Consider the following 26665-nt stretch of genomic DNA (forward strand, 5'->3'; position numbering starts at 1 on the left):
TGGACCGCCGGGACACCGAGCCCGTCCGACTTGAAGGCGTAGGGAGGTCACCGTGGCGCTATCAGAGCGTGAGCGGCAGATGCTCGAGGAGATGGAAGAGGCCATTCGGGCCGAGGATCCTCGCTTTGCGTCGCAGATGAACGGCGCGAAGCGCATCGTCGGCACGGACCGGCGCCGCGTCGTCGTCGGTGTCGTCGGCGCGCTCGCAGGCCTCGGACTCGTCCTGCTCGGGATCAACACCAGCCTCTGGGTCGGAGTGGCCGGATTCGTACTCATCGTCGCGGCGGTCGCGCTGGCTCTGGCCCCCACGCGGGGCTCCAGCGGGATCGGTGTGGTCACCGACGACGGCTCGGTGAAGAAGAAGCCGGCGCGTCGGCCCAAGGGCACCACGACCGGTCGCGGCGCCACCACCGCCAGGGCCAAGGGGCCGAAGCAGGGGACCTTCATGGAGCGGATGGAGCAGCGCTGGGAGGAGCGCCGACGCGAGGGCCACGGCTGACACCAGCCGGCGTCAGTGCAGCAGGATCCCCGCGGTCCAGGTGAGCGCGATGAGGAAGGCGGTCGCCAACTCGATCCCCATGCTGTGCAGGACTCCGCGCAAGGCCGACTTCGTGGCCTCCCAGGCGCGGCCGAGCTCACGAAAACGCAGGTACTCCGCCGCGAACACGCCGAGGACGAAGCCGATCGGCAGGCCGAGGCCGGGGATGACGAAGAACCCGATGATCGCTCCGACGACGCCGAGTGCGAGGGTCAGGCCCCCGACGCCCTCGCGCCGCATCCGACGACCGGGGATGAGCAGCTGGAGCGAGACCCCGAGCGCGTAGAGCGCGAGGACCACCCCGAAGGTGGTCCACGCGATGGTGCCGCCGGTCTGCCCGGCCCACAGCAGCACTGCGGTGACGCAGAGCAGCAGGCCGGGCAGGACCGGGACGACGATACCGATGACGCCGACGACGAAGATCGCGATGCCGACCACCAGGGTGATGCCGGTGGGGTCAGGGGCGGCGTCGGCCGCCAGCGTCAGCACGAGAGGGTGCGTCAGCGCTCTTCGACCGGAGCCGAGGCCGGAGCCGACTCGTCAAGGCGAGCGGTCTCGTCCTCGATCTCCGCGAGGTCCTTCAGGGCCGGGATGTGCTCACGCCCGTGGTGGGCGCAGAAGAGCAGCTCGCCACCCGCGTGGAGACGGGCGCGGATGTAGGCCTTGGCACCGCAGCGGTCGCAGCGATCGGCTGCGGTCAGGGGGCTGGCCAAAGTCGCGTTCACGTGTTGCCTCATTTCCTGCGTATAAACCGTGGACGTCTGGGACAACAGTCAAACACGCCAAAGGCTTCCCGAGTAGCACCCTTTCGGTGTGGCGTGACGCACTCCACACCCTCGTGCGCGTCCGCGACACCACGCGCAAGCGCCTCCCGGGCGCCGTCGGTGCGGCGGACTACCCTGCGAGGAGCCCACCCGACCCGACGATAAGGACCGGCCCACCTCGTGCCTCCGGCAGCAACGACCGCGAAGAAGACCGCCAGCAGCAAGTCCGTCCAGGACTACTCCGCGCACCACCTGCAGGTGCTCGAGGGGCTCGAGGCCGTCCGCAAGCGGCCGGGGATGTACATCGGCTCGACCGATCAGCGCGGCCTCATGCACTGCATGTGGGAGATCATCGACAACGCGGTCGACGAGGCGCTCGGCGGGCACGGTGACCGGATCGACATCATCCTGCACGCCGACGGGTCGGTGGAGGTGCGCGACAACGGTCGCGGGATCCCGGTCGACATCGAGCCGCGCACCGGGCTGACCGGCGTCGAGGTCGTCTACACCAAGCTCCACGCCGGTGGGAAGTTCGGTGGGGGGTCCTACACCGCCTCCGGTGGTCTGCACGGGGTCGGCGCCTCCGTGGTCAACGCCCTCTCCTCGCGCCTCGACGTCGAGGTCGACCGTGCGGGCAAGACCTATGCGATGAGCTTCCGCCGCGGGGAGCCCGGCACCTTCTCCGACCTCGCCGGCGCGAAGGGGGAGCAGTCCCCGGACCACGAGTTCACCGCCTATGACAAGGGCAGCGAGCTGGCCATCATCGGCAAGGCCGGGCGTGGGGTCACCGGGACCCGGGTGCGCTACTGGGCCGACCCCCAGATCTTCCTCAAGGACGCCACGATCGACGGTGCGGCCCTGGCCGCCCGGGCACGGCAGACCTCCTTCCTCGTCCCCGGCCTGACGCTGGTGGTGCGCGACGAGCGGGGTGAGGAGCCGATCGAGGAGACCTTCCACCACGACGGTGGCATCAGCGAGTTCGTCGACTTCCTCGCGCCGGACCAGCCGGTGACCGACGTCTGGCGACTCGAGGGGTCGGGGACCTTCACCGAGACGGTGCCCGTGCTCGACGCGCAGGGGCACATGACCCCGACCGAGGTCGAGCGCGAGTGCGGCGTCGACATCGCCCTGAGGTGGGGGACCGGCTACGAGGCCAAGGTCTCCTCCTTCGTCAACATCATCGCCACCCCCAAGGGCGGGACCCACGTCGCCGGGTTCGACCAGGCGCTGCTGAAGGTCTTCCGCAAGCAGCTCGAGGTCAATGCCCGCAAGCTCAAGGTCGGCAACGACAAGGTGGACAAGGACGACATCCTCGCCGGCCTGACCGCGGTCGTCACCGTGCGCCTGGCCGAGCCGCAGTTCGAGGGGCAGACCAAGGAGGTGCTCGGCACCAACGCGGTACGCGCCATCGTGGCGAAGGTCCTCGAGACCGAGCTCACCTCGCGGCTCACCTCGCCCAAGCGCGGGGAGAAGCAGATGGCTGCCCAGCTCCTCGAGAAGGTCGTCTCCGAGATGAAGTCGCGGATCTCGGCGCGACTGCACAAGGAGACCCAGCGCCGCAAGAACGCCCTGGAGACCTCGACCCTGCCCCCGAAGCTGCGGGACTGCCGCAGCACCGACGTCGAGGCGACCGAGCTCTTCATCGTCGAGGGGGACTCGGCGATGGGGACGGCCAAGGAGGCGCGCAACAGCGAGTTCCAGGCCCTGCTGCCCATCCGCGGCAAGATCCTCAACGTCCAGAAGGCCGCCGTCGGAGACATGCTCAAGAACGCGGAGTGCGCCTCGATCATCCAGGTGATCGGCGCCGGGTCAGGTCGCAGCTTCGACATCGACGCCGCGCGCTACGGGAAGGTCATCATCATGACCGACGCGGATGTCGACGGCGCCCACATCCGCACGCTGCTGCTCACCCTCTTCTTCCGGTACATGCGACCCCTGGTCGAGGCCGGCAAGGTCTTCGCCGCCGTGCCACCGTTGCACCGCATCGAGGTGATCAACCCCGGCTCGAAGAAGAACGAGCTGATCTACACCTACTCCGAGGCCGAGATGCGCAAGAGGCTGGCCTCGCTGAACGCCAAGGGCAAGAGCATCAAGCAGCCGATCCAGCGGTACAAGGGCCTGGGGGAGATGGACGCCGACCAGCTCGCGGAGACGACGATGGACCCGCGCCACCGGCTGCTGCGACGCGTGACCACCGCGGACCTCGAGGTCGCCGAGGAGGTCTTCGAGCTGCTCATGGGCAAGGACGTCGACCCCCGCCGCGAGTTCATCGTCTCCTCCGCCGACCAGCTCGACCGGGGGCGGATCGACGCCTGAGCGACAGGCTGGGTGACGATTGGTGGCGCGCTGCGGCGCGTCGTGAGGCCGGTGGTTGCGTCAGCCGGTGACGTGGGTCACCGTTGGGGGGTTATGCGCATCCGCGCACCCGACTTCAGGGGAGGCCCCATGTCCGACGTCGCCACCTCGGACCCTCGCAGTGGTGAGGACCCGACCGAGCTCAAGCGGGTCATGGGGCCCAAGCTCCTGCTCCTGTTCATCATCGGGGACATCCTCGGTACCGGTGTCTACGCGCTCACCGGTGATGTCGCCGCCGAGGTGGGTGGCGCCGCGTGGGCCCCCTTCATCGCCGCCTTCCTCGTCGCCACGATCACGGCGCTGTCCTACCTCGAGCTCGTGACGAAGTACCCGCGCGCCGGGGGCGCGGCCACGTACATCCACAAGGCCTTCGGCCTGCACTTCGTCACCTTCATCGTCGCCTTCGCCGTGATGTGCTCCGGCATCACCTCGGCATCGACGGCGTCCAACGCCTTTGCCGGCTTCCTGCGCGACGGGCTGATGCTCGACTGGGAGGACGGGTCCATCCAGCTGCTCTTCGTCGCCCTGGCCTTCATGGCCGTCATCGCGCTGGTCAACCTGCGCGGGGTCGGGGAGAGCGTCAAGGCCAATGTCGTGCTCACCCTCGTCGAGCTCTCCGGTCTGCTGCTGATCATCTTCGTCGGGCTCTTCGCCGTGACCCAGGGCAACGCCGACTTCTCCCGGGTGATCGTCTTCGAGAGCCCCGGCGACAAGAACACCTTCTTCGCCATCACCTCCGCGACGGCCCTCGCCTTCTTCGCGATGGTGGGCTTCGAGGACTCGGTCAACATGGCCGAGGAGACGAAGGAGCCCTCGAAGATCTTCCCGAAGGTCATGCTCACCGGCCTCGGCATCGCCGGCGTGATCTACGTGCTCGTCTCGATCACCGCGGTGGCGCTCGTCCCCGTCGGTGAGCTCGTCGGTGGCGAGCGGTCGGCGCTGACGCAGGTCGTGGCGGCGGGCGCCCCCGGGCTGCCCTTCGACAAGATCTTCCCCTTCATCGGGATGTTCGCCGTGGCCAACTCTGCCCTGATCAACATGCTCATGGCCTCTCGGCTGCTCTACGGCATGGCCAAGCAGGAGGTGCTGCCCCCGGGACTGGGGGCGGTCCACAAGACCCGGCAGACGCCCTGGGTGTCGATCCTCTTCACGACCCTGATCTCGTTCGCCCTCATCACCTACGTCGTCCTCGACAGCGAGTCGAAGGTCGTCGCGCTCCTCGGTGGCACGACCTCGTTGCTGCTGCTGACCGTCTTCGCCGTCGTCAACGTCGCCGTCCTCGTGCTGCGCCGCGAGGACGTGGGTCGCAAGCACTTCCGCACCCCGACGGTCATGCCGATCATCGGCATGGTCACCTGCCTCTTCCTCGTCGGGCCGTGGGCGCGCAGCGAGGAGCAGCAGGAGCAGTACGTCATCGCCGGCGGGCTGCTCGCCCTGGGGCTCGTGCTGTGGGTCATCACCTGGTTCATCAACCGGGCGGTCTACGGCAAGAAGACCTTCATCCGCGATGTCGAGCACATCGACCACGACTGACGTCCACGCATGAGGAAGGGGGTCGGGCACGGTGCCCGACCCCCTTCCTCATGCGCTCTCGCGACCCGCTGGCTCAGAGGGCGCCGATGCCACCGATGACGGCGGTGGCCGGCACACCGGAGCCGTCCCGGCGGCCGTCGGGCTCCGGGAGGGTGATCGCCACACCATTGGGCTGGGAGGCGCGGGCACCGGCCCGGCCGACCCAGGCGAGGAGCAGCCCGTCCTCACCCTTGAGGAAGCGGTGGGCGCGCACGCCACCGGTGCCGCGCCCCTTGCCGGGGTACTCGGTGAACGGGGAGACCTTCCAGGCTCCGGGATCGGTGTCGGGAAGGGAGTCGGCGGCGCCGGAGACCGTGACGACGATCGAGTCGACACCGGGGTCGACCGCTCCGAAGAAGACGACCGTGGCCCCGTCGGGCAGGCGCACACCGGCGATGCCGCTGCCGCCTCGGCCCTGCGGTCGCACGTCACCGGCGGGGAAGTGCAGCAGGCCGGCCTGCGAGGTGACGAAGACGAGCTCCTCCTCGCCCGAGCTCAGCTCGACCGCACCGACGACGTGGTCGCCGTCCTTGAGGGAGATCGCCTCCCAGTCGTGCCCCTTGGGGTAGTCGGTGGTCACGCGCTTGACGATCCCGTGGGCGGTCCCGAGCGCCACCCCGGGCGACTCGGCGGACAGGCTCGTGAGGGTCAGCGCGCGCTCGTCGCCGGCCAGGTCGACGTAGGCCGCCAGCGGCGCCCCGCCGGAGAGGGTCGGCGCGCCGTTGGAGGGGGGCAGCGTCGGCAGCTCGAGGGCGCCCAGGCGCACCATGCGCCCGGTGGAGGTCACGACCGCGACCTCGCCGCGCGCGCTCGTGCGCACGGCGGCGACGATCGCATCGTGCTTGGCCCGGGCTCCCTCGGTGGGGAGCGGCTCGGCATCGCTGGTGCGGGCCAGCAGACCGGTGCTCGAGAGGAGCACCCAGCACGGGTCGTCCGCGACCTCGAGCGGCGCGCTCGTGGCCACCGGCGCCCCCGCCGACTCGAGCAGGACGGTCCGCCGGGGGTCCCCGTGCTTCTTCGCCACGTCGGCGAGCTCGCTGGAGACGAGCTTGGTGAAGACCGAGTCGTCGCCGAGGATCTCCTCGAGCTGCGCGATCTGCTCGAGCAGCTCGCTCTGCTCCTTCTCCAGCTCGAGGGTGGAGAACTTCGTCAGGCGGCGCAGCTGCAGGTCGAGGATGTAGGTCGCCTGCGGCTCGGAGAGGTCGAAGACCTCCTGGAGCCGGGTCCGGGCGGTCCCCGCGTCGTCGCTGGTGCGGATGACCTGGATGACCTCGTCGATGTCGACGATCGCGATGAGCAGGCCCTCGACAAGATGCAGTCGCTCGCGTCGCTTCGCCAGCCGGTACTCGCTGCGCCGCCGGACGACGTCGCGTCGGAAGTCGATGTAGACGGTGAGCAGTTCCTTCAGCCCCATCGTGCGCGGCTGGCCCTCGACGAGCGCGACGTTGTTGATGGAGAACGAGTCCTCCATCGGGGTGAGCTTGTAGAGCGTCTCGAGGACGGCCTCGGGATTGAAGCCGTTCTTGATCTCGATGACCAGCTGCATGCCAGACTCGCGATCGGTGAGGTCCTTGACGTCGGCGATGCCCTGCAGCTTCTTGGACTGGACGGCGTCCTTGATCTTCTCGATGACCTTCTCGGGGCCGACGAGGTAGGGCAGCTCGGTGACGATGATGCCCTGGCGACGCGGCGAGACCTTCTCGATCCGGGTCGTCGCACGGGTGCGGAAGCTGCCACGACCGGTGAGGTAGGCGTCGCGGATCCCGTCGAGTCCGACGATCCGTCCACCACCCGGCAGGTCGGGGCCGGGGACGAACTTCATCAGGTCGTCCAGGCTCGCGCCCGGATGGGTCAGCAGGTGGCGGGCCGCGCCGATGACCTCGACGAGATTGTGGGGTGGCATGTTCGTCGCCATGCCGACGGCGATGCCCGTCGTGCCGTTGACGAGGAGGTTCGGGTAGGCCGAAGGGAGGACCTCCGGCTGCAGGAGCTGGTCGTCGTAGTTGGGGACGAAGGGGACGGTGTCCTCGTCGAGACCGGTGACCATGAGCAGCGCGGCGGGGGCCATGCGGGCCTCGGTGTACCGGCTGGCGGCGGGGCCGTCGTCGAGGGAACCGAAGTTGCCGTGGCCGTCGACGAGGCGCAGCCGCATCGAGAAGGCCTGGGCCAGGCGCACCAGGGCGTCGTAGATCGCCGAGTCGCCGTGGGGGTGGTACTTGCCCATGACCTCGCCGACGACCCGGGAGGACTTCACGTGGCCGCGCTCGGGCCGCAGCCCCATCTCGCTCATCGCGTAGAGGATCCGTCGGTGCACCGGCTTCAGGCCGTCGCGCGCGTCCGGCAGGGCGCGGGCGTGGATCACCGAGTAGCTGTACTCGAGGAAGGCGTTGCGCATCTCGTCCGCGACGTCGATGTCCTCGATCCGCTCGGGGACGTCGGGGCGGGGAGCAGGTGCGGAACGGCGGGCCATGCGGGCAGGGAACTCCTGGTGAGAACGGGCGTCTGACCCGCTCATCCTCACCCCTTGGGGGCCGTGGAGCCGGTTGCGACACACATCGGCGCCGGCCCGCGGGTCTGGCAGGATTGTCGACATGACGCAACTCCCACCGGGGTACCCGGTGCTGGCGGAGGCCGACGTCGTCCTGCGGGACGGCTCGGTCTGCAGGCTGCGTCCCATCAAGCCCACCGACGCGGACGCGGTCCGGCGATTCCACGCCGCGCAGTCCGACGAGTCGATCTACCTGCGCTTCTTCGCGCCGATGCGCACCCTCAGCGACCGGGACATCAAGCGCTTCACCGAGGTCGACTACATCGACCGGATGGCTCTCGTCGCGACGATCCGTGACGACATCATCGGCATCGGGCGCTACGACCGGGTCAGCGAGCACACCGCCGAGGTCGCCTTCAACATCTCGGACCACTACCACGGCAAGGGCATCGGCTCGGTGCTCCTGGAGCACCTCGCCGCGCTCGCCCAGTTCCGCGACATCGACCACTTCGAGGCCGAGGTCCTGCCGCACAACCGCAAGATGCTCTCGGTCTTCGCCGAGGCCGGGTACCAGGTCGACCGGCACTTCGAGGACGGGGTGGTCTCGCTGCACTTCGCCATCGAGCCCACGGCCCAGTCGTTGTCGGTGCGCTTCGCCCGGGAGCACCGCGCCGAGTCGCAGAGCGTGCGGGCGATGCTCCACCCGGCGTCGGTGGCGGTCATCGGTGCGAGCCGCCGTGAGCGGGCCATCGGCCACCAGGTGCTCAAGCAGGTCATCCACGGTGGCTTCACCGGCAGCGTGTACGCCGTCAACCCCAACGCCGACACCGTCCTGGGCGTCGAGGCGGTGCGCTCGATCACCGACATCGACGGGGGAGCGGAGCTGGCGATCATCGCCGTCCCCTCCGACGGCGTGCTCGAGGTCGTGGGAGCGTGCGCCACGGCGGGGGTGAAGACGCTGCTGATCATCTCCTCGGGCTTCGCCGAGGTCGATGAGGCCGGCAGCCGACTCCAGCAGGAGGTCCTGCGCCTGGCCCGCAGGCACGGCATGCGGGTCGTCGGCCCGAACTCCTTCGGACTGATCAACAACGACCCAGAGGTCAGCCTCAACGCGACGCTCACCGCGACCATCCCGAGGTCGGGTCACCTCGGCCTGTTCTCCCAGAGTGGGGCCCTGGCCATCGCCAACCTCGACTCCGCGGCCCGACGCAACCTCGGCATCTCGGTCTTCGCCTCGGCCGGCAACCGCGTCGACGTCTCCGGCAACGACCTCATGCAGTACTGGGTCGAGGACGAGCGCACCCACGCGGTCGGCCTCTACCTCGAGTCGATGGGCAATCCGCGCAAGTTCTCCCGCATCGCCCGCCACCTCGCGACGAACAAGCCGGTCATCGTCGTCAAGCCGGTCTCGGCGAGCTACGGGTCGCCCCCCGGGCACAAGGTGCGCCGGCCCAAGGTCAAGCCGCACGCCTTCACCTCGATGCTCGAGCAGGCCGGAGTCATCCACTGCGAGAACGTCCACCAGATGTTCGACGTCGCGCAGCTGCTCGTGCACCAGCCGCTGCCGACCGGGCGCAGGGTCGCTGTCGTCGGCAACTCCAGCCAGCTCGCCGCGCTGTGCGCGGACAATGCGACCGAGCGTGGCCTCGAGGTCGTCCACGGGCCCGTGGCCGTGCCCACCGAGGCCACGGCCGAGGAGTTCCAGTCCGCCGTGGACGCGGCCTTCGCGGACCCGGAGGTCGACTCGGTGATCGTCTGCTTCATCCCGCCGGTGGGCGCCCTCGACCAGGAGGTCGTCGAGGCACTGCGCTATGCGGCCTCCCACTCGGAGAAGCCCTGCGTGGCCACCCTGCTCGGGCTGCGCGGCGTCGACGACGGCGGGGACGGGGCCTTCCTGCACGAGTTCGGTGAGTACGCCGACGACGTGCCCCGCCAGGCCGTCCCGCTCTACGCGATGCCGGAGGAGGCGATCCGCGCCCTGTCGGCGGCCACCGACTACGGCCAGTGGCGGGAGAAGGACAAGGGCGTGAATGTCGTCCGGGAGGGCATCGACCGCTGGGCGGTCCGGGGCCTGCTCGACCGGATCCTCGAGGAGGACCCGGAGGGACGGGCCCTCACGAGCGAGGAGGCCCACGAGCTGCTCGCCGCCTACGGCATCGACGTGTGGTCCCGGCACGAGGCGGCCACCGCGGACGAGGCGGTCGCGGCGGCCGAGCAGGTCGGTTACCCGGTCGTCGTGAAGTCGCTCTCGCCGCTCGTGCGCGGTCAGGCCCTGCTCGAGGGCATCCGCGTGGACCTGCACGACGAGGTGGCCGTCCGGGCGGCGTTCGAGACGATGGACCGTCGTCTGGCGCCCATGGATGCCAACTACTTCGTCGTCCAGAAGATGGCCGGTCCCGGGGTCTCGACCGTGCTCTCCACGATCGAGGACCCCCTCTTCGGGCCGGTCGTCTCCTTCAGCATCGCCGGGGCGCCGACGACCATGCTCGACGACATCGCCTACCGGATCCCTCCGCTGACGGATGTCGACGTGCGGGAGCTCGTCGAGGAGGTGAAGTCCGCGCCGCTGCTCACCGGCTACCGTGGGTCGCCGCCGGTGGACCGCGCCGCCCTCGAGGACATCCTCGGTCGTCTGTCGCTGATGTCCGACGACTTCCTCGAGCTGTCCTCGGTGGAGCTCAACCCGGTGATCGCGCACCCGAGCGGTGCGACCGTCCTCGGGGCGGAGATCATCATCGCCCCGGCCCGGCGTCGCACGGACCCGGGCGCTCGGAGCCTTGCCTGAGGCTGGGGCACAATGGCGGACATGTCCGTTCCTGCCGATCTCACGGCGATCACGCTGCCTGACGCCCTCACCGCCGACATCGATCGCGCGGGGTACTACCCGGCGCTCGTCGGCGATGTCGTCAAGGCCGCACTCGGGACCGAGAAGGTCTTCAGCCACCTCGTCCACCAGGAGACGACCTTCGACCAGGATGCCGTGCGGCGGCACATCACCGTCTTCGTCCGCACCGGGACCCGGCTCCTCATCGCCCACGCCGACGACTTCGCCGACCCGTCGGGGACCACCGGAACCCGCGAGGTGGCCACGGCGACGACGGAGTGCATCCCGCTGTCCGCGGTCCGTGGCGTCATGCTCACCCACGTGGCGGACGACCCGTCGAACTACGTGCCCGGGTCGCTGGGGCGCGAGATGACCCTGACCATCGGCTGGGGCGCGGTCAGCCGTGTCGACCTCCTCCCCGGCCAGTGCGGCGACCCCGACTGCGAGGGGGGCGACCACGGGTACGAGGGAACCATTGCCGCCGACGACATCGGTCTGCGGATCAGCGCAGAGGCCGAGGGTCGGGCGGCCCTCGACCGGGCCATCGAGTTCGCCCGCGACCTGTCCTCGAGCATCGGGCACTGACTGCGGCATGGCCCACCACTCGACCCAGCCGGCTCCCCTCCTGCCGGCCACGCCCCGCCTCGACCGCGTGCTCCCGGCGATTGCCGCCAGCCTCGGCGTCCCCGACCTGGCGAAGGGGGGAGACCGGCACCTCCCACCGGCCCGCCGCTCCGTCGTCGTCCTCGTCGACGGGCTCGGCTCCGAGCTGCTCGCCCGGCGCGGGGGGCACGCTCCCTTCCTCCGTCGCCTGCTGCAGGACCCGACGAGCGCGGCGCGGATCGACTGCGGCTTCCCCTCGACGACGGCGACGTCCATGGGCACCTTCGGGACCGGCTCCCTCGCGGGCGTGCACGGGCTCGTCGGGTACGAGGCCTACGACCCGCAGACCGACGCGGTCTTCAACGAGCTCTCCTGGGAGGACGGCCCCGCACCGCACCGGTGGCAGCCGCACCCGACGGTCTTCCAGGCGGCGCAGGGCGCCGGAGTGGCCGTCACCCGGGTCGGGCCGGGCTTCTTCGACGGCTCCGGCCTGACCGAGGCGGCCCTTCGCGGTGGCGCGTTCATCGCAGCGAAGTCCTTGGCCGCGCGCGTCGACGCGACGGTGACCGCCCTTCGGGCCCAACCACGCTCCTTGGTCTACCTGTACTGGGGCGACATCGACAAGATCGGCCACGTCCACGGCAGCGACTCGCGGCAGTGGGGGGAGGAGCTCGAGGAGGTCGACGCGCAGCTCTCCCGCCTGGCGGACCTGCTGCCCCCGGACACCTCGATGCACATCACCGCCGACCACGGCATGGTCGATGTGCCACTCGACGCCCGGCCGGACATCGCCACCGAGCCCGAGCTCGACGCGGGGGTGCGGCACGTGTCCGGCGAACCTCGCTGCGTCCAGCTGCACGTGCAGCCGGGCGCACTCGACGACGTGCTCGCCGCGTGGCGCTCGCGCCTCGGCGACGAGGCCCACGTCATCACCGGCGAGGAGGCCGTGGCCGCAGGGTGGTTCGGCCGGGTGGACGACCTCGTGCGGCCCCGGATCGGTGACGTCATCGCCGCGATGACCGGACCGGTGGCCGTCGTCGACTCCCGCCGCCACCGACCCGAGCTGCGGGCGCTGATCGGCGTGCACGGGTCGATCACGGCCGACGAGGTCGCCATCCCGTGGTTGACCCTGCCCGCACGGGACGCCTGAGATGGCCGAGCTGACCTTCTTCGCCGGGACCATGGACTGCGGCAAGTCGACGCTGGCCCTCCAGATGGACCACAACCACCGCGCCCGCGGACGGGTGGGCCTGATCTTCACGCGACTCGATCGCTCGGGGGAGGCGCTCCTCTCCTCCCGACTGGGGCTGGCCACGTCTGCCATCGAGGTGGGGGAGGAGCTCGACTTCTGGGAGACGGTCGTCGGCCAGCTCACGGCCGGCGGGCGCGTCGACTACCTCATCTGCGACGAGTCGCAGTTCTACACACCCGAACAGGTCGAGCAGCTCGCCCGCGTCGTCGACGAGCTCGACATCGAGGTCTTCGCCTTCGGGATCACCAGCGACTTCCGCACGGAGCTCTTCCCCGGCAGCCGGCGACTCATCGAGCTCGCCGACCGGACCCAGGTCCTGCAGGTGGCTGCGCTGTGCTGGTGCGGCCGCCGCGCGACGCACAATGCCCGCGTGGTCGCCGGGGCGATGGTCATCGAGGGTGAGCAGGTCGTCGTCGGGGACACCACCGACGTCGACGAGGGGGAGGTCGAGTACGAGGTCCTCTGCCGCCGGCACCACATGCGCAGGATGAGCTCGAAGGCCGCCCAGGCCGCCGCGCAGTCCGCGGACGTCCTGCCCTTCGACCTCGCTGCCTGCCCGGTCCCGCCGCCCGCCTGACCGCATCTGCCCAGGCAGATGCGGCTGGGGGTCGCATTTGCCTAGGCAGATGCGGGCCCCTTCGCATTTGCCTAGGCAGATGCGAAGGGGGAGGGAGTCGTCACTCCTTGGCGGTGCCGAACATCACGTCGTCCCAGCTCGGGACGCTCGCGCGCCCCTTGCGGGCGCGGTTCTTGCCCCGAGAGGGCCGGCCGCGGCCGGCGCCCTCGTCGGCGGAGGCAGTGTCCGTCTCGCCCGTGGTCTCCTCCTCGGGCACCTCGTCGTGGTCCTCCTCCTCATCGGAGGCATCCTCGACGAGCGCGTCCTTCGTGTCCGTCTCGTCCGAGTCCGCCCCACCCGTCGGGGCATCCGGCGTCTCGGGTTCGTCGGTTGCCGTCACCGACTCCTGCTCGGCGGCCTCGTCGAGGTCCTGGGGGTGGGTCCCCCGTGCGGCCGGGGGCGGCTCCTCGAGGGCGTCGAGAGGCAGGGCGTCCTCGGTGGCGGTCGAGGCGCCGTCGCCCGCCCGGGAGCGTCGACGGGAACCGCGACGGCGGCTCTTGGCGCCGGAGTGCTCACGCATGGAGTTGATGAGGTCGTCGGTGTTGGCGCGGGTCGCCCGCTCGGCGCTCTTCTCCTCCACCTCGACGTCGAAGACGGCCGTCGGGCGGTGCACCGTGGCCGGGACGGGGCCGGCGGGGGTGTCGGCCTCGGAGAGCCACTTCGCCTCGTCGTTCTTCGCCACGACGCTCATGCCGGCCACGTCAAACCACCAGGTGGCGGTCCGCTCCCGGCCGCCGGCGGTGAAGATCGCCGTGACCGTCCACTGCCCCTCGGCGTCACGGAAGGCGTCCCACGCGACCGAGAAGGGCTCGACGCCACGACCGGTCAGTCGGGTCGCGGCGCGCTGGGCCAGGGTCTCGGGGGCGCCGGCCTGATTGGTCCCGCGCATGCGCACGGCCTGTGCCCGGCCGGCCACGTGCTCGCGCTCGGCGATGACCGGCCCCTCGAAGCGGGCGATCTTGTCCAGGTCCCAGCCGGTGCGGGCCGAGACCTCGTCGGGCGTCGCACCCGCACGGATCATCGCCTGCACCTCACGCGGACGCACGTTGTTGTCGATGGCGATCTGGAGCTGCCCGAGTCGTGGGCGGTCCCGGCGGGCGGCCGCGCGCAGGGGTTCGTCGATCCGCAGGCGGTACTCCTCGCCGGCGTCGTCGGTGACGACGAGGTGCTCGCCGTCGTCGTGCACCCCGATGAGTCGCAGGTCGCGCATCAGCATTCCCTCTCGTCCGCTCGTGCTCTTCGCCGACTCTGCCACCTGCCCTGCCCGATCCGTGGCCGCACACGCCGCAGGGATACCTTGTGTCCATGCCGAAGTCGGATGACGAGTCCCCGCTGTACCCCTACGACGGGGTGCTCCTGCAGTCCTTCGGGGGGCCCGAGGGGCCCGACGAGGTCCTGCCCTTCCTCCGCCGGGTCACCGCCGGACGCGGGGTGCCGGACGAGCGACTCGTCGAGGTCGGCGAGCACTACGACCGGGTCGGCGGTGTCAGCCCCCTGCCTGCGCTCAACCGACGGCTCGTCGCGGACCTCGCCGCCGAGCTCACCGAGCGCGGCCACCCGCTCCCGGTCGTCCTCGGCAACCGCAACTCCGCCCCCTTCGTCGCGGACGCGTTGGAGCAGCTCTCCGCCGCCGGCGCCACCCGGGTGGCGGTCATCCCCACGAGTGGCTGGCGCAGTTACTCCTCGTGCCGGCAGTACCGGGAGGGCCTCGCCGAGGCCGTCACCGAGCACCCGGACCTCGTCCTCGACAAGATCCGGCCCTTCGGCGAGCACCCCGGCTTCGCCGGGACCTTCGCCCGGGACACGCTCACCGCCACCCGGGAGGCGGTCGCCGCGGTCGGCGCCGAGGCCGTGGCGCTGCTCTTCATCACCCACTCGATCCCCGACGCAATGGACGAGACCTCCGGCCCGGGCGACGGGGAGGGCCGCGCCTACTCCGCCGACCAGGCGGAGACCGCGGCGGCGATCCTCGCGGAGGTCGACACCGCCCTGGGCGTCGACCTGCCCGGTGGGCTGGCCTTCTGCTCCCGCTCGGGGTCACCGCGCACCCCCTGGCTCGAGCCGGACGTCAACGACCGCCTGCGCGAGCTCGCCGAGGAGGGGCACGTCGAGCACGTCGTCCTCGTCCCCCTGGGTTTCATCTCCGACCACATGGAGGTCGTCCACGACCTCGACGTCGAGGCGGCCGAGACCGCGGCGCAGCTGGGCCTGGCCCACACCCGTGTGCCCACCCCGGGGACGGACCCGGCCTTCGTCGCCGGGCTCGCCGACCTGCTCCTCGAGCGGGCCGGCCAGGCCCGCGGCGAGGACCCCGTGCGCGCCACCTGGCGCGATCTCGACTCCCACCCCTCGCGCTGCCCCCTCGGGTGCTGCCCGAACCTGCAGACGGCGCGTCCCGCTCTCTGCGGAGAGGACTGACGTGACCATCCCGCTACCCGAGGGCATCGACCCGAGAGTCCTCGTCGCCGTCGCCGAGCAGGTGGCGGTCGAGGCGGGCCGCCTCATCGTCGACGAGCGCCCGCCCGACCTCGGGGTCGCGGAGACCAAGTCCTCGGCGACCGACGTCGTCACGGTCATGGACCAGCGCAGCCAGGACCTGCTGCTCACCCGCCTCGCCGAGCTGCGGCCGCAGGACGGCTTCGCCGGGGAGGAGCGTGGCGGCCGGGCCGGCTCCTCGGGCATCACCTGGGTCGTCGACCCGATCGACGGCACCGTGAACTACCTCTACGGCATCCCCGCCTACGCCGTCTCCGTCGCGGCCGTCGTCGGCGACCCCTCGACCGCTGGCGCCTGGCGTCCGGTGGCCGGCGCGGTGGTCAACCCGGTGACGGGGGAGCGGTTCACCGCCACCCTCGGCGGTGGTGCCCGACGGGCCGTGCGCGACGGGGACGCCCGGACCCTGCGGGTCACGGACACGGAGCTGGGCCTGGCCCTGTGCGGTACCGGCTTCGGCTACGACGCCGAGCGTCGTCGGTGGCAGGGCGAGGTCCTGGCCGGTCTGCTGCCTCGGGTGCGTGACATCCGGCGCCTCGGGAGTGCTGCGCTGGACCTCTGCCGGGTCGCCGACGGGAGCCTCGACGTGTACTACGAGCGAGGTCTCAACCCGTGGGACATGGCGGCGGGCTGGCTCGTCGCCGCGGAGGCCGGCGCGCTCGTCACGGACCTCGACGGGGGGCACCCCACCGACACCATGACGCTCGCCGGGGGCCCTGCCGTCCACCGCGCCCTGGGGTCGGTGCTCGGCGAGGTGGTGGCCCACGTCGGTCGGGAAATCGACCGGTAGGTGGTTCAGGGTGGCGTGGCGCGGGTAGATAGGGCACAATCCGGCGCGCCGGGCACAAATTCAGCACCTGCTGCGTTGACAACGGCGACCCACGTTCCAGCACTGCTAGCCCCCAAGGAATCAGGAGAGATGGCGACCGATTACGACGCCCCTCGCAAGACCGACGACGAGCTGTCCGAGGACTCGATCGAAGAGCTGAAGTCCCGTCGCGGTGACGCGACCTCATCCAATGTCGACGTCGACGAGACGGAGATGGCCGAAGGCTTCGAGCTGCCCGGCGCCGACCTGTCCGGCGAGGAGATGTCGGTGCGGGTCGTTCCCCGTCAGGCGGACGAGTTCACCTGTACGAGCTGCTTCCTCGTCCACCACCGCAGCCAGTTGGCGCGCGAGGGCAAGAGCGGCCCGATCTGCACCGAGTGCGACGCCTGACCGGTGACTGACGCGTCGCGGCGGCCGCGTGTCCCGGTGCACCTGGTGCACCGGGAGGCGCGGCTGCCCGCGTACGCCAAGGCCGGGGACGCCGGCGCTGACCTGACCTCGGTCGCCGAGGTCGTCCTCGAGCCGGGGTGTCGAGCCCTCGTGCCCACCGGGGTGAGCCTCGCGCTGCCGCCCGGGTGGGTGGCGCTGGTGCACCCGCGCTCGGGTCTCGCGGCCCGGCACGGGATCTCGGTCGTCAACGCGCCCGGGACCGTGGACTCCGGCTACCGCGGCGAGATCCTCGTCAACCTCATCAACCTCGACGCCCGGGAGCCCTACACCGTGCGCGTGGGCGACCGGATCGCCCAGCTGGTGCTCCAGGAGGTCGGCGAAGGGGAATTCCTCCCCGTCGATTCGCTTCCGGCCAGTGAGCGGGGCGACACTGGACATGGATCCAGTGGGGGCTTCGGCCCGTTGTCGACGACAGGACGAGGATGATGTTCGGCCGCAAGAAGAAGGACATCGCCGAGGACGAGGCGAGCACGCCCGGGCAGGGCGCCGCCGACACCGGCGCGGACACCACGACGGACGCTGCGGTGGACCCCGCCCCGGTCACGGCGTCCGAGGGCCCCCGCGACAGCAGCGAGGTCACCGACCTGGGTTCCCGGATCGACCTCGGCTCCGTGCACGCTCTGCCCGGACCGGGCATGGAGCTGCGCCTCGAGGTGGACGCCACCAGCCAGGAGCCCTCGGCCATCCAGATGGCCGACGATCAGGGCGCGCTCCAGATCCAGGTCTTCGCCGCCCCCCGGTCGAGCGGAATCTGGGGTGAGATCCGCGAGGAGATCGCCGAGATGATCCGCGGCAACGGTGGCACCGTCGAGGAGGGCGTCGGACCCTTCGGCACCGAGCTGCGCACCCGCCTGGCCCAGCCCGGTCCGCAAGGACGCACCGTCTTCGCCCCGGCGATCTTCGCCGGTGTCGACGGCAGCCGGTGGTTCCTGCGCGCGGTCTACTCCGGGGCGCCGGCAGTCGACGAGGCCGCTCGGGCCCCGTACGACGAGTGCCTGCGCTCGATCGTCGTCACGCGTGGTGACGAACCCCGGGCCCCACGCGAGATGCTCCCGCTCGTCGTGCCGTCCAGAGAGGCCTCCGACGACCCGGTGGAGCTCGACGAGGACGGCACGCCGACCGGCGACGACCTCAAGCCCTTCGAGCGAGGCCCAGAGATCACCGAGGTGCGCTGATGGCTGCCCTCCTGCGACGACTGGCCGACTTCGGTCGCTCCGACGACGACGTCGCCGCGGGAGAGCTGCGCGAGGCGGCCACCGCCCAGGGCTGTCGACCGCTCGCCCCGGGCACCGACCGGGAGATCGTCACCCTGGCCGGGACCGTCGCTGCGGTGACGCTGCGGCCTCGCGCGACCGTCCCCGCGCTGGTGGCCCAGGTCTACGACGGGTCGATGACCGTGCAGCTCGTCTGGCTCGGTCGGCGTCGCATCACCGGCATCGAGCCCGGCGCCTACGTCAAGGTCACCGGCCTGATCTGCCGCCCCGAGGGCGTCCCGACGATCTACAACCCGGCCTACGAGCTGGTGCCCCACCATGGCCGCTGAGCCGGCCCACCCCACGGTCGAGGCCCTGATCCGGCACCGGCTGGGCGAGGCCCTCGGGGGCATTCGCGGCTCCATCGAGGCCGCCCTCCCGATGCTCGTCTTCGTCGTCGTGTGGTCGGTGACCCAGGAGCGCAATGCCTCCCTCGGTGCCGCCGTGGCGGTCACGGTGGTCTTCGCGATCGCCCGGCTCGTCCAGCGCCAGACCCTGCAGTTCGTCCTCGGGTCGATCTTCGCCACCGCGCTGGCCGCCTTCTTCGCGCTGCGCTCCGGCGAGGCCGAGGACGCCTTCTTGCCGGGCATCCTCACCTCGTGCGCCTACCTCGTCGGCACCGTGCTGTCCGTGCTCGTGCGGTGGCCGCTCATCGGACTCATGGTCGGCGCGGTCGACCAGACGGCCGTCGCCGCGGGTGATCCCTTCCGCTGGCGGCGCAACCCCGCGGCCGTCGCGGTCTGCAGTCGCCTCACCCTGGTCCTGGCGGGCGTCTACGTCATCCGCGTGGGGATCATGGGCCCGCTCTACCTCACCGACAACGTCGCCGGGCTGACGATCTCCAAGGTCGTCCTCGGCTGGCCGCTGTGGGCGGGCGCGGTGGCGATCATGGGCGCGATGCTCCTCAAGGGCCACACCCCGATCGACCCGGACGACGACCTCGTCCAGCCCGTCGACCTTCGTGAGCCGGTCGACTCGGGGGAGTGACCCCCTTCGCCCGGTGACGAGGCACCTCGCGCGAGTGCGGAGAGCGCAGGCGCACTGCGATGCGGTGGCCCGCTACCGGGGTGCATCCGCCAGGAAGGAGGTCAGCGCCGCGGCGAGTTCCTTCGGTGCCTGCTCGGCCATGTGGTGGCCGGAGTCGATACCGCCTCCCCTGATGTCATCCGCCCAGTTCTGCCAGATGAGCAGCGGATCGCCGTACAGGTCCTCGAGGTCATCTCGCGTGGACCACAGCACCAGGAGAGGCTGCTGCAGGCGGCGCCCCGCCGCCCGGTCTGCCCGCTCGTGATCGGCGTCGATGCCCAGGCCGGCCCGGTAGTCCTCCACCATCGCGCGAACCACCGCCGGGTCATGGATCGCGGCTCGCCATTCAGCGAAGTTCTCCGCGTCCATGGCCTCGGGGTCACCGTCATACCAGGCGTCGGGGTCGGCATTGATCACCCGTTCGGGCACCTCGGGTTGGGCGAAGAAGAACCAGTGCCACCAGGCGGTGGCGAATCGAGCGTCTGCCCGATCCAGGTGCTCACTGATCGGCACACAGTCCAGGAGTGCGGCCCGAGTGACCCGCTCCGGGTGGTCCAGGGCCATGCGAAGGGCGTAGTAGCTGCCGCGGTCGTGGCCCACGACGGCGAATGTCTCGTGCCCCAGCTCCTCCATCGCGTGCACCAGGGACCGGGCACCGGCTCGCTTGGAGTGGGGCGCATGGTCGGCAGTCGGCTCCGGCTTGTCCGACCTGCCATAGCCCGGCAGGTCCGCGCAGACGACGCTCAGTCCCTGCTCCACCATGAGGGGTGCCACCCGATGCCACGTGCTCGAGGTGCGTGGGTGACCATGCAACAGCAGCACTGCTGGGCCGTTCCCAGCGTGCCGGGCGAACACGGACAGGTCGCCGGCGTCGACCATTCCCTCAGTGAACCCACCGAACATGCCACGAGTGTGCCACCGAGCGACTCGCGACCGGACGAGGCGCTAGCGTCGTGCGCATGAGGAACCGGGACATCATCGCCGCACTTGCGGGACTGGCCATGCTCGTGGGCCTGAGCGCCTGCGGGGGCGCCGAGGACAGCCTGGACGGGTTGTCCGGGCCGGAAATCATGGAACGCGTCCGAACGGACATGGGCGAGGTCAGCTCGTTGAGCATCTCCGGCGAGATCGAGCAGGGCGGTGCCACCCGGGGGGTGGACCTGGCCCTCGACGAGGACGGCAACGACGAGTGGGCGACTACAACGAATCGGTGGACGTCTCCGTCCCGGACGAGGACGAGATCTTGGATCTCACGGGCGCGGGGAGCTGAGCCGCCCGCGCCGGTGGAGTCCGGGTGAACGAGCCTTCTCCTCCGCTTTGCTGCAGCGACATGATCGCCAGACTCTTGATCACGCAGTCGCCGGTGTGACGGCGTTCGTTCAAGGTGGTGAGGTACTGCGAGAGGTCATGCGTGCGCGAGATGGGGTGTGGAGCAGACACCCAACAAGAGGCCATCTGCCGACTGGAAGCGTGCGATGACCTGACCCCACGGCTCGGTACGGACTTCGTGGACCAGGCCATGGCCCTGTTCGTGAAGTTCCGCCGCGGCTGCCTCGACATCCTCGACCTCGAACTCGATCGTGGCCTGCGGAATCGGATGCGTGGCCGGCCACTGCTGGGTGCCGAAGCAGGCGTGTGCGGCCTCCGACAGGGGCCACACCCCGAAATGCTTGGTGCCATCGATGCGCTCGGAGTAACGGTACTCGGCGGTCGGGACACTGGTCGGCGGCCGGAGAGGAAGGCCCAAAGTGTCAACGAAGAGACGAAGGTCTTGACCCGGCGTGCTGCTGATGACGGCAAATCCGGCGACAAAGAGAACGTTCATCAACTGAGTCTCCCATCTCCTGGTGACGCTGCTCGCGGACCCACGTACCGATCGCCCACAGAACGCGGCGCCGCGACGCGCTCCGCCCTTCCGGATTCCTTGATTGCGCAGCGCCGGGGCATGTGTTGGTCATCCTCAACGGGCGCGAGATCCATGAGTTCTTCTCGCTCCCGGCCAACTCCTTTCCCGGACCGAGCAGCCGCCCACTCTTCTTGGGGGACGGGCCACTTTGAGCGTGCCTGGACCGAAGCCATGGAAGGCGCAGCGATGGGTTGCTACCCGCGTTTCGATCCCGACGTGATGGTTGCCAGGGACGCGGATCTCCCTTCCTCGACGACGAAGGATTGCCGCAACGTCTGCGAGGTGGCAGCCGCCGTCGCCGGATGACGACCGGGCAGTGGGTCACCGTTTCAGTCCGGTCATGTACAGGCGTTCGAACGAAGGACGACGCGGGTGGTCAATTGCTGCATAGATCGAGTGAGGCCCGCACTCGGCGCTCCTCTTCATCGGTGAGGCCCGCCTGCCTGGGCTCGGACCGATGGTTCTCGTAGGCAAGTGTGTCGCGCAGGGTGTCGTCGAGGGGGCGGGCTACGAGGCCGGCAGCAACGGCACGGTCGGTGTTCATGGTGGCGAAGCCACGCCAAGCGGGATCGTCGATCCACAGCGGAAGGGAGGCAGGCCCCATCCAGGGCCCGATCCCGAGCTCGGCCAACCTCGCGGCCGGGACCGCGCGTGGTCGGGTGGCGCTGTCAGCCACCCGCGCGGCAGCCGCGATCACTTCTCGGAAGGGAAGGGTCGGGCCAGTGGTGTTGAACGTGCCGTCGAGTTTGTGCTCGGCGGCGGTGACGATCCAGGAGGCCAGATCGCGCACGTCGATGAGCGCGCACGGGAAGTCGGGATCATCAGGGACGATGACGTCGCTCCCACTGGGGTGTTGGAACCGCCATGGCCAGTACCCGGTCCGGCCCGACCAGTCACCGGGACCTCCGATCAGGCCCGATCGCACGATCGTGCTTGAGCTGTCGCTGGCACGGACGGTGTCTTCGCAGGCGACCTTGGCCTCACCGTAGGTCGACATGTCGTCCATGACCTCACTCTGCAGGGGCGCAACAAGCGGTGCATTCTCGTCCTGCTCGAGGCTGGAGAAGTCGGCATAGACGTTGCTCGAGGAGATGAACACCCAGTGGCTGGTGCTGAGGTCGCGCACGGCACGGCGCACCTGTCCGGGTTGGCGCGACACGTCGATCACGACGTCCCACTCACGGGACTTGACGGCCGCAAGTCCATCATCTTCGTTGCGATCCGCAGAAACGAAGATCGCCCCCGTAGCCGCAGTCGAACTGCCACGTGCCAGACACGTCACCGCGTGACCACGATCAAGCGCGACATCTGCGATCGCCCGGCCCAGCAGGGCCGTCCCACCCAAGATCAGTGTCTCCATGTGAGTCAGTCCACGCGAAGAACACGAAGTTCGACAAGAAGCGTTCGCTTTGGGCGTAGTCGAGCTCGCGGCAAGGCGACGGCAGGCCGGAAGGCCCGACCCGGACACTTCGCACGACGCCGTCGTCACGCGGCGTACCGCCAGCAATCCCGTGGACCGGGTGTCGTGTGCAGCACTCGGTGCGTCGCGACAGCTGTTGTCGAGAGATGTCGTTGTCGGTGGTGGGTCGGCTGTCGTCGGCCGTCGTCCCGGTGCGCAACGGCCGCCTCCCGATCAACAGTTGAGTCCCGCACAGTGGCCGCCGATGCGGTGGCCCGTGGCCCTGTGGGAGAGGTCGAGAGGGTGGGTGTTCAGTGCCTGGTCTCGTATCTCGTCAGGACCACGCCGCCGGGAAAGGTCCGGGTCTCCACCAGGTTCAGGTTCACCCAGTTGTCCAGGGCCGTGAAGAACGGTGTGCCGCCGCCGACCAGGACCGGTGCGGTGGCCAGCACGTACTCGTCGATCAGCCCGGCCCGCATGGCCGCTGCGGCGAGGGTGGCCCCACCGATGTCCATGGGGCCGCCATCGCAGGCCTTCAGCCGGGTGATCTCGGTGACCGCGTCGCCGGTGACCAGGCGGGTGTTCCAGTCGAGCGCGCTGGTCGTCGCGGAGAAGACCACCTTCGGCATGTCCCGCCAGCGGCGGGCGAACTCGACCTCCGCGCCGGTGACGCCAGGCTGCTGGTCAGCGGTGGGCCAGTGGGAGCTCATCGTCTCCCACAGCCTGCGCCCGTACAGCGCCAGGCCCGTCGCCCCCACCCGGTCGGACCACCACTGGAACAGCTCGTCGCTCGGCACGCCCCAACCGAGGTCGTCGCCGGGCGCCGCGATGTAGCCGTCCAGGCTGAGGTTCATGGCGAAGGTCAGTTTCCGCATGGTGCCAGCCTCGCGTGGGTCAGCCGTGGTGCCGGCGTGCCGGCGAACCGGGACGCATCATCGCCTCGAGCTGGGGCTCGGCCTCCGTCGTCGTGACGAAGAGCAGCTCGTCCCGGGCCTCGAGGGCGTCGTCCGCCGTCGGGCCGATGGGCCGGGAGTCGCGGATGATGGCCAGGAGCAGGGTGTCCTCGGGGAAGTCGATGTCACCGACCCGCCGGCCGACGTTGGGGTTGTCCTCCGGGAGCGTGATGCCGGCCATCGAGGAGTTGCCCTGACGGAAGTCGAAGATCCGCACGAGGTCGCCGACACTGACGGCCTCCTCGACGAGCGCGGTCATCAGCCGCGGAGTGGAGACGGCCACGTCGACGCCCCAGGACTCGTCGAACATCCACTCGTTCTTCGGGTTGTTCACCCGGGCGACGGTGCGCGGCACGCCGAACTCGGTCTTCGCCAGGAGGGAGACCACGAGGTTCGCCTTGTCATCGCCGGTCGCAGCCACGACGACGTCCCCCGTGGCCACCTCGGCTTCCTGGAGCGTCGAGATCTCGCACGCGTCCCCGGTCAGCCACGTGGCGTCCGGGAGGTTGTCGACCAGGGCTTCTGTCGTCGCCTTGTCGACGAGCAGGATCTCGTGCCCGTTGTCGAGCAGTTCCTGGGCGATGGAGCGGCCCACGGAGCCCGCTCCCACGATGATGACGCGCACAGTCAGGCCTCCATCGGGGGTGGGTTGTCGAGGATCCGCTCGACCTCGTCGATCCGGGTCCGCTCGATGACGAGGTGGAGGAGGTCACCCTCCTGGTGCACCGTCTGCGGTCCCGGGAGGATGCCCTCACCCAGACGCGTCACATAGGCCACCCGGGCGCCGGTCAGCTCCTCGACCAGGGTGAGGGGGCGACCGATCCAGGTGTCGGCGACGGCGACCTCGGCGACGAGGAGTCGCCCGGAGGCGTCGGTCATCTCGCTGGCGAGGCCCTGGGGGAGCAGGCGACGTAGCACCTGGTCGGCGGTCCAGCGGACCGTCGCGACGGTGGGGATCCCCAGACGCTGGTAGACCTGTGCGCGACCGGGGTCGTAGATGCGGGCGACGACGTGCTCGACGCCGAAGGTCTCGCGCGCGACCCGGGCCGCGAGGATGTTGGAGTTGTCGCCGCTCGAAACGGCCGCGAGGGCGTGTGCCTCCTTGATGCCGGCCCGGACCAGGACGTCGCGGTCGAAGCCGACACCGGCGACCCTTCGGCCGGTGAACTCACTGCCGAGACGGAGGAAGGCCTCGGGGTCCTGGTCGACGACGGCGACGTCGTGGCCGATCCGCTCGAGGGAGTGAGCGAGCGACGCGCCGACCCGGCCGCAGCCCATGATGACGAAGTGCACGCCACGACGGTACTCCCATCGCGCAGCGGGCCTACACTCGCGGAGTGTCTTCAGGACAACTCCTCAAGCGCGTCCTCGTCGGTCGCGCCATGCGCAGTGACCGCCTGGGCGAGACCCTGCTTCCCAAGCGGCTCGCCCTTCCGGTCTTTGCCAGCGACGCCCTCAGCTCCGTGGCCTATGCCCCGGACGAGATCCTCCTGACCCTCGGCCTGGCCGGTGGCGCACTCGCCGTCACGAGCTCGTGGCCGGTGGCGCTCGGCGTCGTCGCGGTGATGGCGGTCGTCGTGGCGAGCTACCGGCAGAACGTCCACGCCTACCCCTCCGGGGGCGGGGACTACGAGGTGGCCAGCACCAACCTCGGCCCGCGGGCGGGCCTGACCGTCGCGAGCGCCCTGCTCGTGGACTACGTGCTCACGGTGGCGGTCTCGATCTCCTCCGGGGTGCAGAACGCGGCCGCCGCCTTCGCCTTCATCCGCGGCCACGAGGTGCTCGCGGCGCTCGTGCTCATCGCCGCGCTCACCGGCATGAACCTGCGCGGCGTGCGCGAGTCCGGCCGCGCCTTCGCCATCCCGACCTACCTCTTCATGCTCGCCATCATCGTCATGGCCCTGGTCGCGCTCGTGCGACGGACGACGGGCACCTTGCCGCAGGCGGAGAGCGCCGCCTTCGAGCTCGCTCCGGAGCCGGGCTTCGAGCAGCTCGGGACGCTCGCGATGGCCTTCCTCCTGCTGCGCGCCTTCTCGTCGGGCTGTGCCGCGCTCACCGGCGTCGAGGCGATCAGCAACGGTGTGCCGGCCTTCCGACCCCCGAAGAGCAAGAACGCCGCCACGACGCTGCTGCTCATGGGCACCATGTCCGTGACCATGCTCATCTCGATGATCGCGCTCGCGCAGTGGACCGGCGTGAAGATCGCGGAGAACCCGGCCACCCAGCTGCTGCGCGACGGCCAACCGGTCGGCGAGGGCTACGTGCAGCACACGGTCATCGGCCAGGTCTCCCACGCCGTCTTCGACGGCTTCATGCCCGGCGTCGCGCTCGTGGCCATCGTCACCGGTCTGATCCTCGTGCTCGCCGCGAACACCGCCTTCAACGGCTTCCCGGTCCTCGGCTCGATCCTCGCCCGGGACGGCTACCTGCCGCGGCAGCTGCACACCCGCGGCGACCGCCTGGCCTTCTCCAACGGGATCCTCCTGCTCGCCGGCGCCGCGGGGATGCTCATCGTGATCTTCGACGCGAGCGTCACCCGGCTCATCCAGCTCTACATCGTCGGGGTCTTCGTCTCCTTCACGGTCAGCCAGGTCGGGATGGTCCGGCACTGGAACCGGCACCTCGCGGTGGAGAAGGACACGAAGGCGCGTCGCTCGATGATGCGGCGCCGGGCGATCAATGCCGTCGGAGCCGGCATGTCCGGCACGGTGCTGGTCGTCGTCATCCTCACGAAGTTCACCCACGGCGCCGGCTTCGCCATCGTGGCGATGGTGGCGCTCTTCCTGCTCATGCAGGGCATCAGCCGGCACTACCAGCGGGTGCGCGAGGAGCTGTCCGTGGCCGAGGACGACACCTCCCAGCAGCTGCTCCCTTCGCGGGTGCACGCCATCGTCCTCGTGAGCACGATCCACCGACCGACCCTGCGGGCCCTGGCCTACGCCAAGGCGACCCGCCCCTCCCGCCTCGAGGCGGTCACGGTCGACGTCGACCACGAGGCGACCGAGGCGTTGCAGGCGGAGTGGGACCGGCGCGGGATCCCGGTGCCGCTCACGGCCCTCGAATCGCCCTACCGGGAGATCACCCGACCGGTCGTCGAGCACGTGAAGTCGATCCGCTCGGGCAACCCCCGTGACCTCGTCGTCGTGTACATCCCGCAGTACGTGCTCGGGCACTGGTGGGAGCAGGTGCTGCACAACCAGTCGGCGCTGCGCCTGCGCAGTCGGTTGATCTTCACCCCGGGTGTCATGGTCTCCTCGGTGCCCTGGCAGCTCGCCAGCTCCGTGGGAGCAGAAGAACGAATGGACGGCCCTGTGGCCGGCGACGTACGTCGCGGTGGTGGATGA

At 70.2% G+C, this 26665-nt stretch carries 26 protein-coding genes; 16 read left to right on the top strand and 10 right to left on the bottom strand.

Translation table 11 applies throughout. From position 1 onward, the window contains the following. Positions 1-52 precede the first annotated feature (52 nt). Entirely contained in the window at positions 53-499 is a 447-nt protein-coding gene (locus tag ACR9E9_RS10170) for a DUF3040 domain-containing protein (protein ID WP_435198372.1), read from the top strand. 12 nt (positions 500-511) lie between these two features. Here ACR9E9_RS10170 and ACR9E9_RS10175 read toward each other — a convergent pair whose 3' ends face one another. Continuing rightward, entirely contained in the window at positions 512-1027 is a 516-nt protein-coding gene (locus ACR9E9_RS10175; RefSeq protein ID WP_435198373.1) for a DUF456 domain-containing protein, read from the bottom strand. Between the two features lie 11 nt (positions 1028-1038). Continuing rightward, complete coding sequence (locus ACR9E9_RS10180; RefSeq protein ID WP_435198374.1) at positions 1039-1263, bottom strand: DUF7455 domain-containing protein; 225 nt, start codon at positions 1261-1263, stop codon at positions 1039-1041. Positions 1264-1482: 219 nt separating this feature from the next. Between ACR9E9_RS10180 and ACR9E9_RS10185 the strand changes: the two genes are divergently transcribed. Next, positions 1483-3618, top strand: coding sequence for a DNA gyrase/topoisomerase IV subunit B (locus ACR9E9_RS10185; protein ID WP_435198375.1), 2136 nt, complete (start codon positions 1483-1485; stop codon positions 3616-3618). Positions 3619-3747: 129 nt separating this feature from the next. After that, positions 3748-5190 carry an APC family permease gene (locus tag ACR9E9_RS10190; protein ID WP_435198376.1) on the top strand — a complete coding sequence of 481 codons (1443 nt, stop codon included), beginning with the start codon at positions 3748-3750 and terminating at the stop codon, positions 5188-5190. 73 nt (positions 5191-5263) lie between these two features. Here ACR9E9_RS10190 and ACR9E9_RS10195 read toward each other — a convergent pair whose 3' ends face one another. After that, positions 5264-7699: a DNA gyrase/topoisomerase IV subunit A gene (locus ACR9E9_RS10195; protein WP_435198377.1), complete on the bottom strand. Its 2436-nt coding sequence runs from the start codon at positions 7697-7699 to the stop codon at positions 5264-5266. Between the two features lie 121 nt (positions 7700-7820). On the opposite strand from ACR9E9_RS10195, the gene ACR9E9_RS10200 reads away from it, so the two are divergent. The 4 genes from ACR9E9_RS10200 to ACR9E9_RS10215 are packed head-to-tail and all read left to right on the top strand — an operon-like array spanning position 7821 to position 12973. Continuing rightward, entirely contained in the window at positions 7821-10502 is a 2682-nt protein-coding gene (locus tag ACR9E9_RS10200) for a bifunctional acetate--CoA ligase family protein/GNAT family N-acetyltransferase (protein ID WP_435198378.1), read from the top strand. Between the two features lie 12 nt (positions 10503-10514). Next, positions 10515-11126: a DUF5998 family protein gene (locus ACR9E9_RS10205; RefSeq protein WP_435198379.1), complete on the top strand. Its 612-nt coding sequence runs from the start codon at positions 10515-10517 to the stop codon at positions 11124-11126. A 7-nt stretch (positions 11127-11133) separates the two neighbouring features. Continuing rightward, positions 11134-12294: an alkaline phosphatase family protein gene (locus tag ACR9E9_RS10210; protein ID WP_435198380.1), complete on the top strand. Its 1161-nt coding sequence runs from the start codon at positions 11134-11136 to the stop codon at positions 12292-12294. Position 12295: 1 nt separating this feature from the next. Continuing rightward, complete coding sequence (locus ACR9E9_RS10215; protein ID WP_435198381.1) at positions 12296-12973, top strand: thymidine kinase; 678 nt, start codon at positions 12296-12298, stop codon at positions 12971-12973. Positions 12974-13073: 100 nt separating this feature from the next. Here the strand turns inward: ACR9E9_RS10215 and sepH are convergent, their stop codons facing one another. After that, positions 13074-14222, bottom strand: coding sequence for a septation protein SepH (gene sepH / locus ACR9E9_RS10220; protein ID WP_435198382.1), 1149 nt, complete (start codon positions 14220-14222; stop codon positions 13074-13076). 95 nt (positions 14223-14317) lie between these two features. Between sepH and ACR9E9_RS10225 the strand changes: the two genes are divergently transcribed. From ACR9E9_RS10225 to ACR9E9_RS10255, 7 genes are all read left to right on the top strand, one after another. Further along, a complete protein-coding gene (locus tag ACR9E9_RS10225; RefSeq protein ID WP_435198383.1) occupies positions 14318-15430 on the top strand; it encodes a ferrochelatase in 1113 nt (370 codons plus the stop codon). Between the two features lies 1 nt (position 15431). Continuing rightward, on the top strand, positions 15432-16295 hold the full coding sequence (locus tag ACR9E9_RS10230; protein ID WP_435198384.1) for an inositol monophosphatase family protein: 864 nt from the start codon (positions 15432-15434) through the stop codon (positions 16293-16295). Between the two features lie 129 nt (positions 16296-16424). After that, positions 16425-16724, top strand: coding sequence for a DUF4193 domain-containing protein (locus tag ACR9E9_RS10235; RefSeq protein WP_435198385.1), 300 nt, complete (start codon positions 16425-16427; stop codon positions 16722-16724). Positions 16725-16727: 3 nt separating this feature from the next. Beyond that, positions 16728-17210, top strand: coding sequence for a dUTP diphosphatase (gene dut / locus ACR9E9_RS10240; protein ID WP_435198386.1), 483 nt, complete (start codon positions 16728-16730; stop codon positions 17208-17210). After that, positions 17207-17959 carry a DUF3710 domain-containing protein gene (locus ACR9E9_RS10245; protein WP_435198387.1) on the top strand — a complete coding sequence of 251 codons (753 nt, stop codon included), beginning with the start codon at positions 17207-17209 and terminating at the stop codon, positions 17957-17959. The genes dut and ACR9E9_RS10245 overlap by 4 nt, the downstream gene beginning before the upstream one ends. Further along, the gene (locus ACR9E9_RS10250) at positions 17959-18327 is read left to right on the top strand and encodes an OB-fold nucleic acid binding domain-containing protein (RefSeq protein ID WP_435198388.1); all 369 of its coding nucleotides are present in this window, start codon (positions 17959-17961) and stop codon (positions 18325-18327) included. Before ACR9E9_RS10245 ends, ACR9E9_RS10250 begins: the two co-directional genes overlap by 1 nt. Continuing rightward, the gene (locus ACR9E9_RS10255) at positions 18317-19024 is read left to right on the top strand and encodes a DUF3159 domain-containing protein (RefSeq protein ID WP_435198389.1); all 708 of its coding nucleotides are present in this window, start codon (positions 18317-18319) and stop codon (positions 19022-19024) included. Before ACR9E9_RS10250 ends, ACR9E9_RS10255 begins: the two co-directional genes overlap by 11 nt. Before the next feature lie 72 nt (positions 19025-19096). On the opposite strand, the gene ACR9E9_RS10260 is transcribed toward ACR9E9_RS10255, so the two are convergent. Further along, the gene (locus ACR9E9_RS10260) at positions 19097-19966 is read right to left on the bottom strand and encodes an alpha/beta fold hydrolase (protein ID WP_435198390.1); all 870 of its coding nucleotides are present in this window, start codon (positions 19964-19966) and stop codon (positions 19097-19099) included. 56 nt (positions 19967-20022) lie between these two features. Between ACR9E9_RS10260 and ACR9E9_RS10265 the strand changes: the two genes are divergently transcribed. Beyond that, positions 20023-20361: a hypothetical protein gene (locus ACR9E9_RS10265; protein WP_435198391.1), complete on the top strand. Its 339-nt coding sequence runs from the start codon at positions 20023-20025 to the stop codon at positions 20359-20361. 107 nt (positions 20362-20468) lie between these two features. On the opposite strand, the gene ACR9E9_RS10270 is transcribed toward ACR9E9_RS10265, so the two are convergent. The 5 genes from ACR9E9_RS10270 to ACR9E9_RS10290 all read right to left on the bottom strand — a co-directional run bounded on the left by ACR9E9_RS10270 (position 20469) and on the right by ACR9E9_RS10290 (position 24614). Next, the gene (locus ACR9E9_RS10270) at positions 20469-20888 is read right to left on the bottom strand and encodes a VOC family protein (RefSeq protein ID WP_435198392.1); all 420 of its coding nucleotides are present in this window, start codon (positions 20886-20888) and stop codon (positions 20469-20471) included. A gap of 457 nt (positions 20889-21345) precedes the next feature. Continuing rightward, positions 21346-22329, bottom strand: a complete 984-nt coding sequence (locus ACR9E9_RS10275; protein WP_435198393.1) for an NAD-dependent epimerase/dehydratase family protein — start codon at positions 22327-22329, stop codon at positions 21346-21348. Positions 22330-22679: 350 nt separating this feature from the next. Beyond that, positions 22680-23243 (bottom strand): dihydrofolate reductase family protein, encoded by a 564-nt coding sequence (locus ACR9E9_RS10280; RefSeq protein ID WP_435198394.1) that lies wholly within the window; start codon positions 23241-23243, stop codon positions 22680-22682. Positions 23244-23262: 19 nt separating this feature from the next. Next, complete coding sequence (locus tag ACR9E9_RS10285; protein WP_435198395.1) at positions 23263-23946, bottom strand: potassium channel family protein; 684 nt, start codon at positions 23944-23946, stop codon at positions 23263-23265. A gap of 2 nt (positions 23947-23948) precedes the next feature. Then, the gene (locus ACR9E9_RS10290) at positions 23949-24614 is read right to left on the bottom strand and encodes a potassium channel family protein (RefSeq protein WP_435198396.1); all 666 of its coding nucleotides are present in this window, start codon (positions 24612-24614) and stop codon (positions 23949-23951) included. 89 nt (positions 24615-24703) lie between these two features. Between ACR9E9_RS10290 and ACR9E9_RS10295 the strand changes: the two genes are divergently transcribed. Continuing rightward, the gene (locus tag ACR9E9_RS10295) at positions 24704-26665 is read left to right on the top strand and encodes an APC family permease (RefSeq protein WP_435203625.1); all 1962 of its coding nucleotides are present in this window, start codon (positions 24704-24706) and stop codon (positions 26663-26665) included.

Origin of the sequence: Janibacter sp. GS2, from assembly GCF_051200835.1 — a bacterium.
Classification (GTDB): Bacteria; Actinomycetota; Actinomycetes; order Actinomycetales; family Dermatophilaceae; genus Janibacter.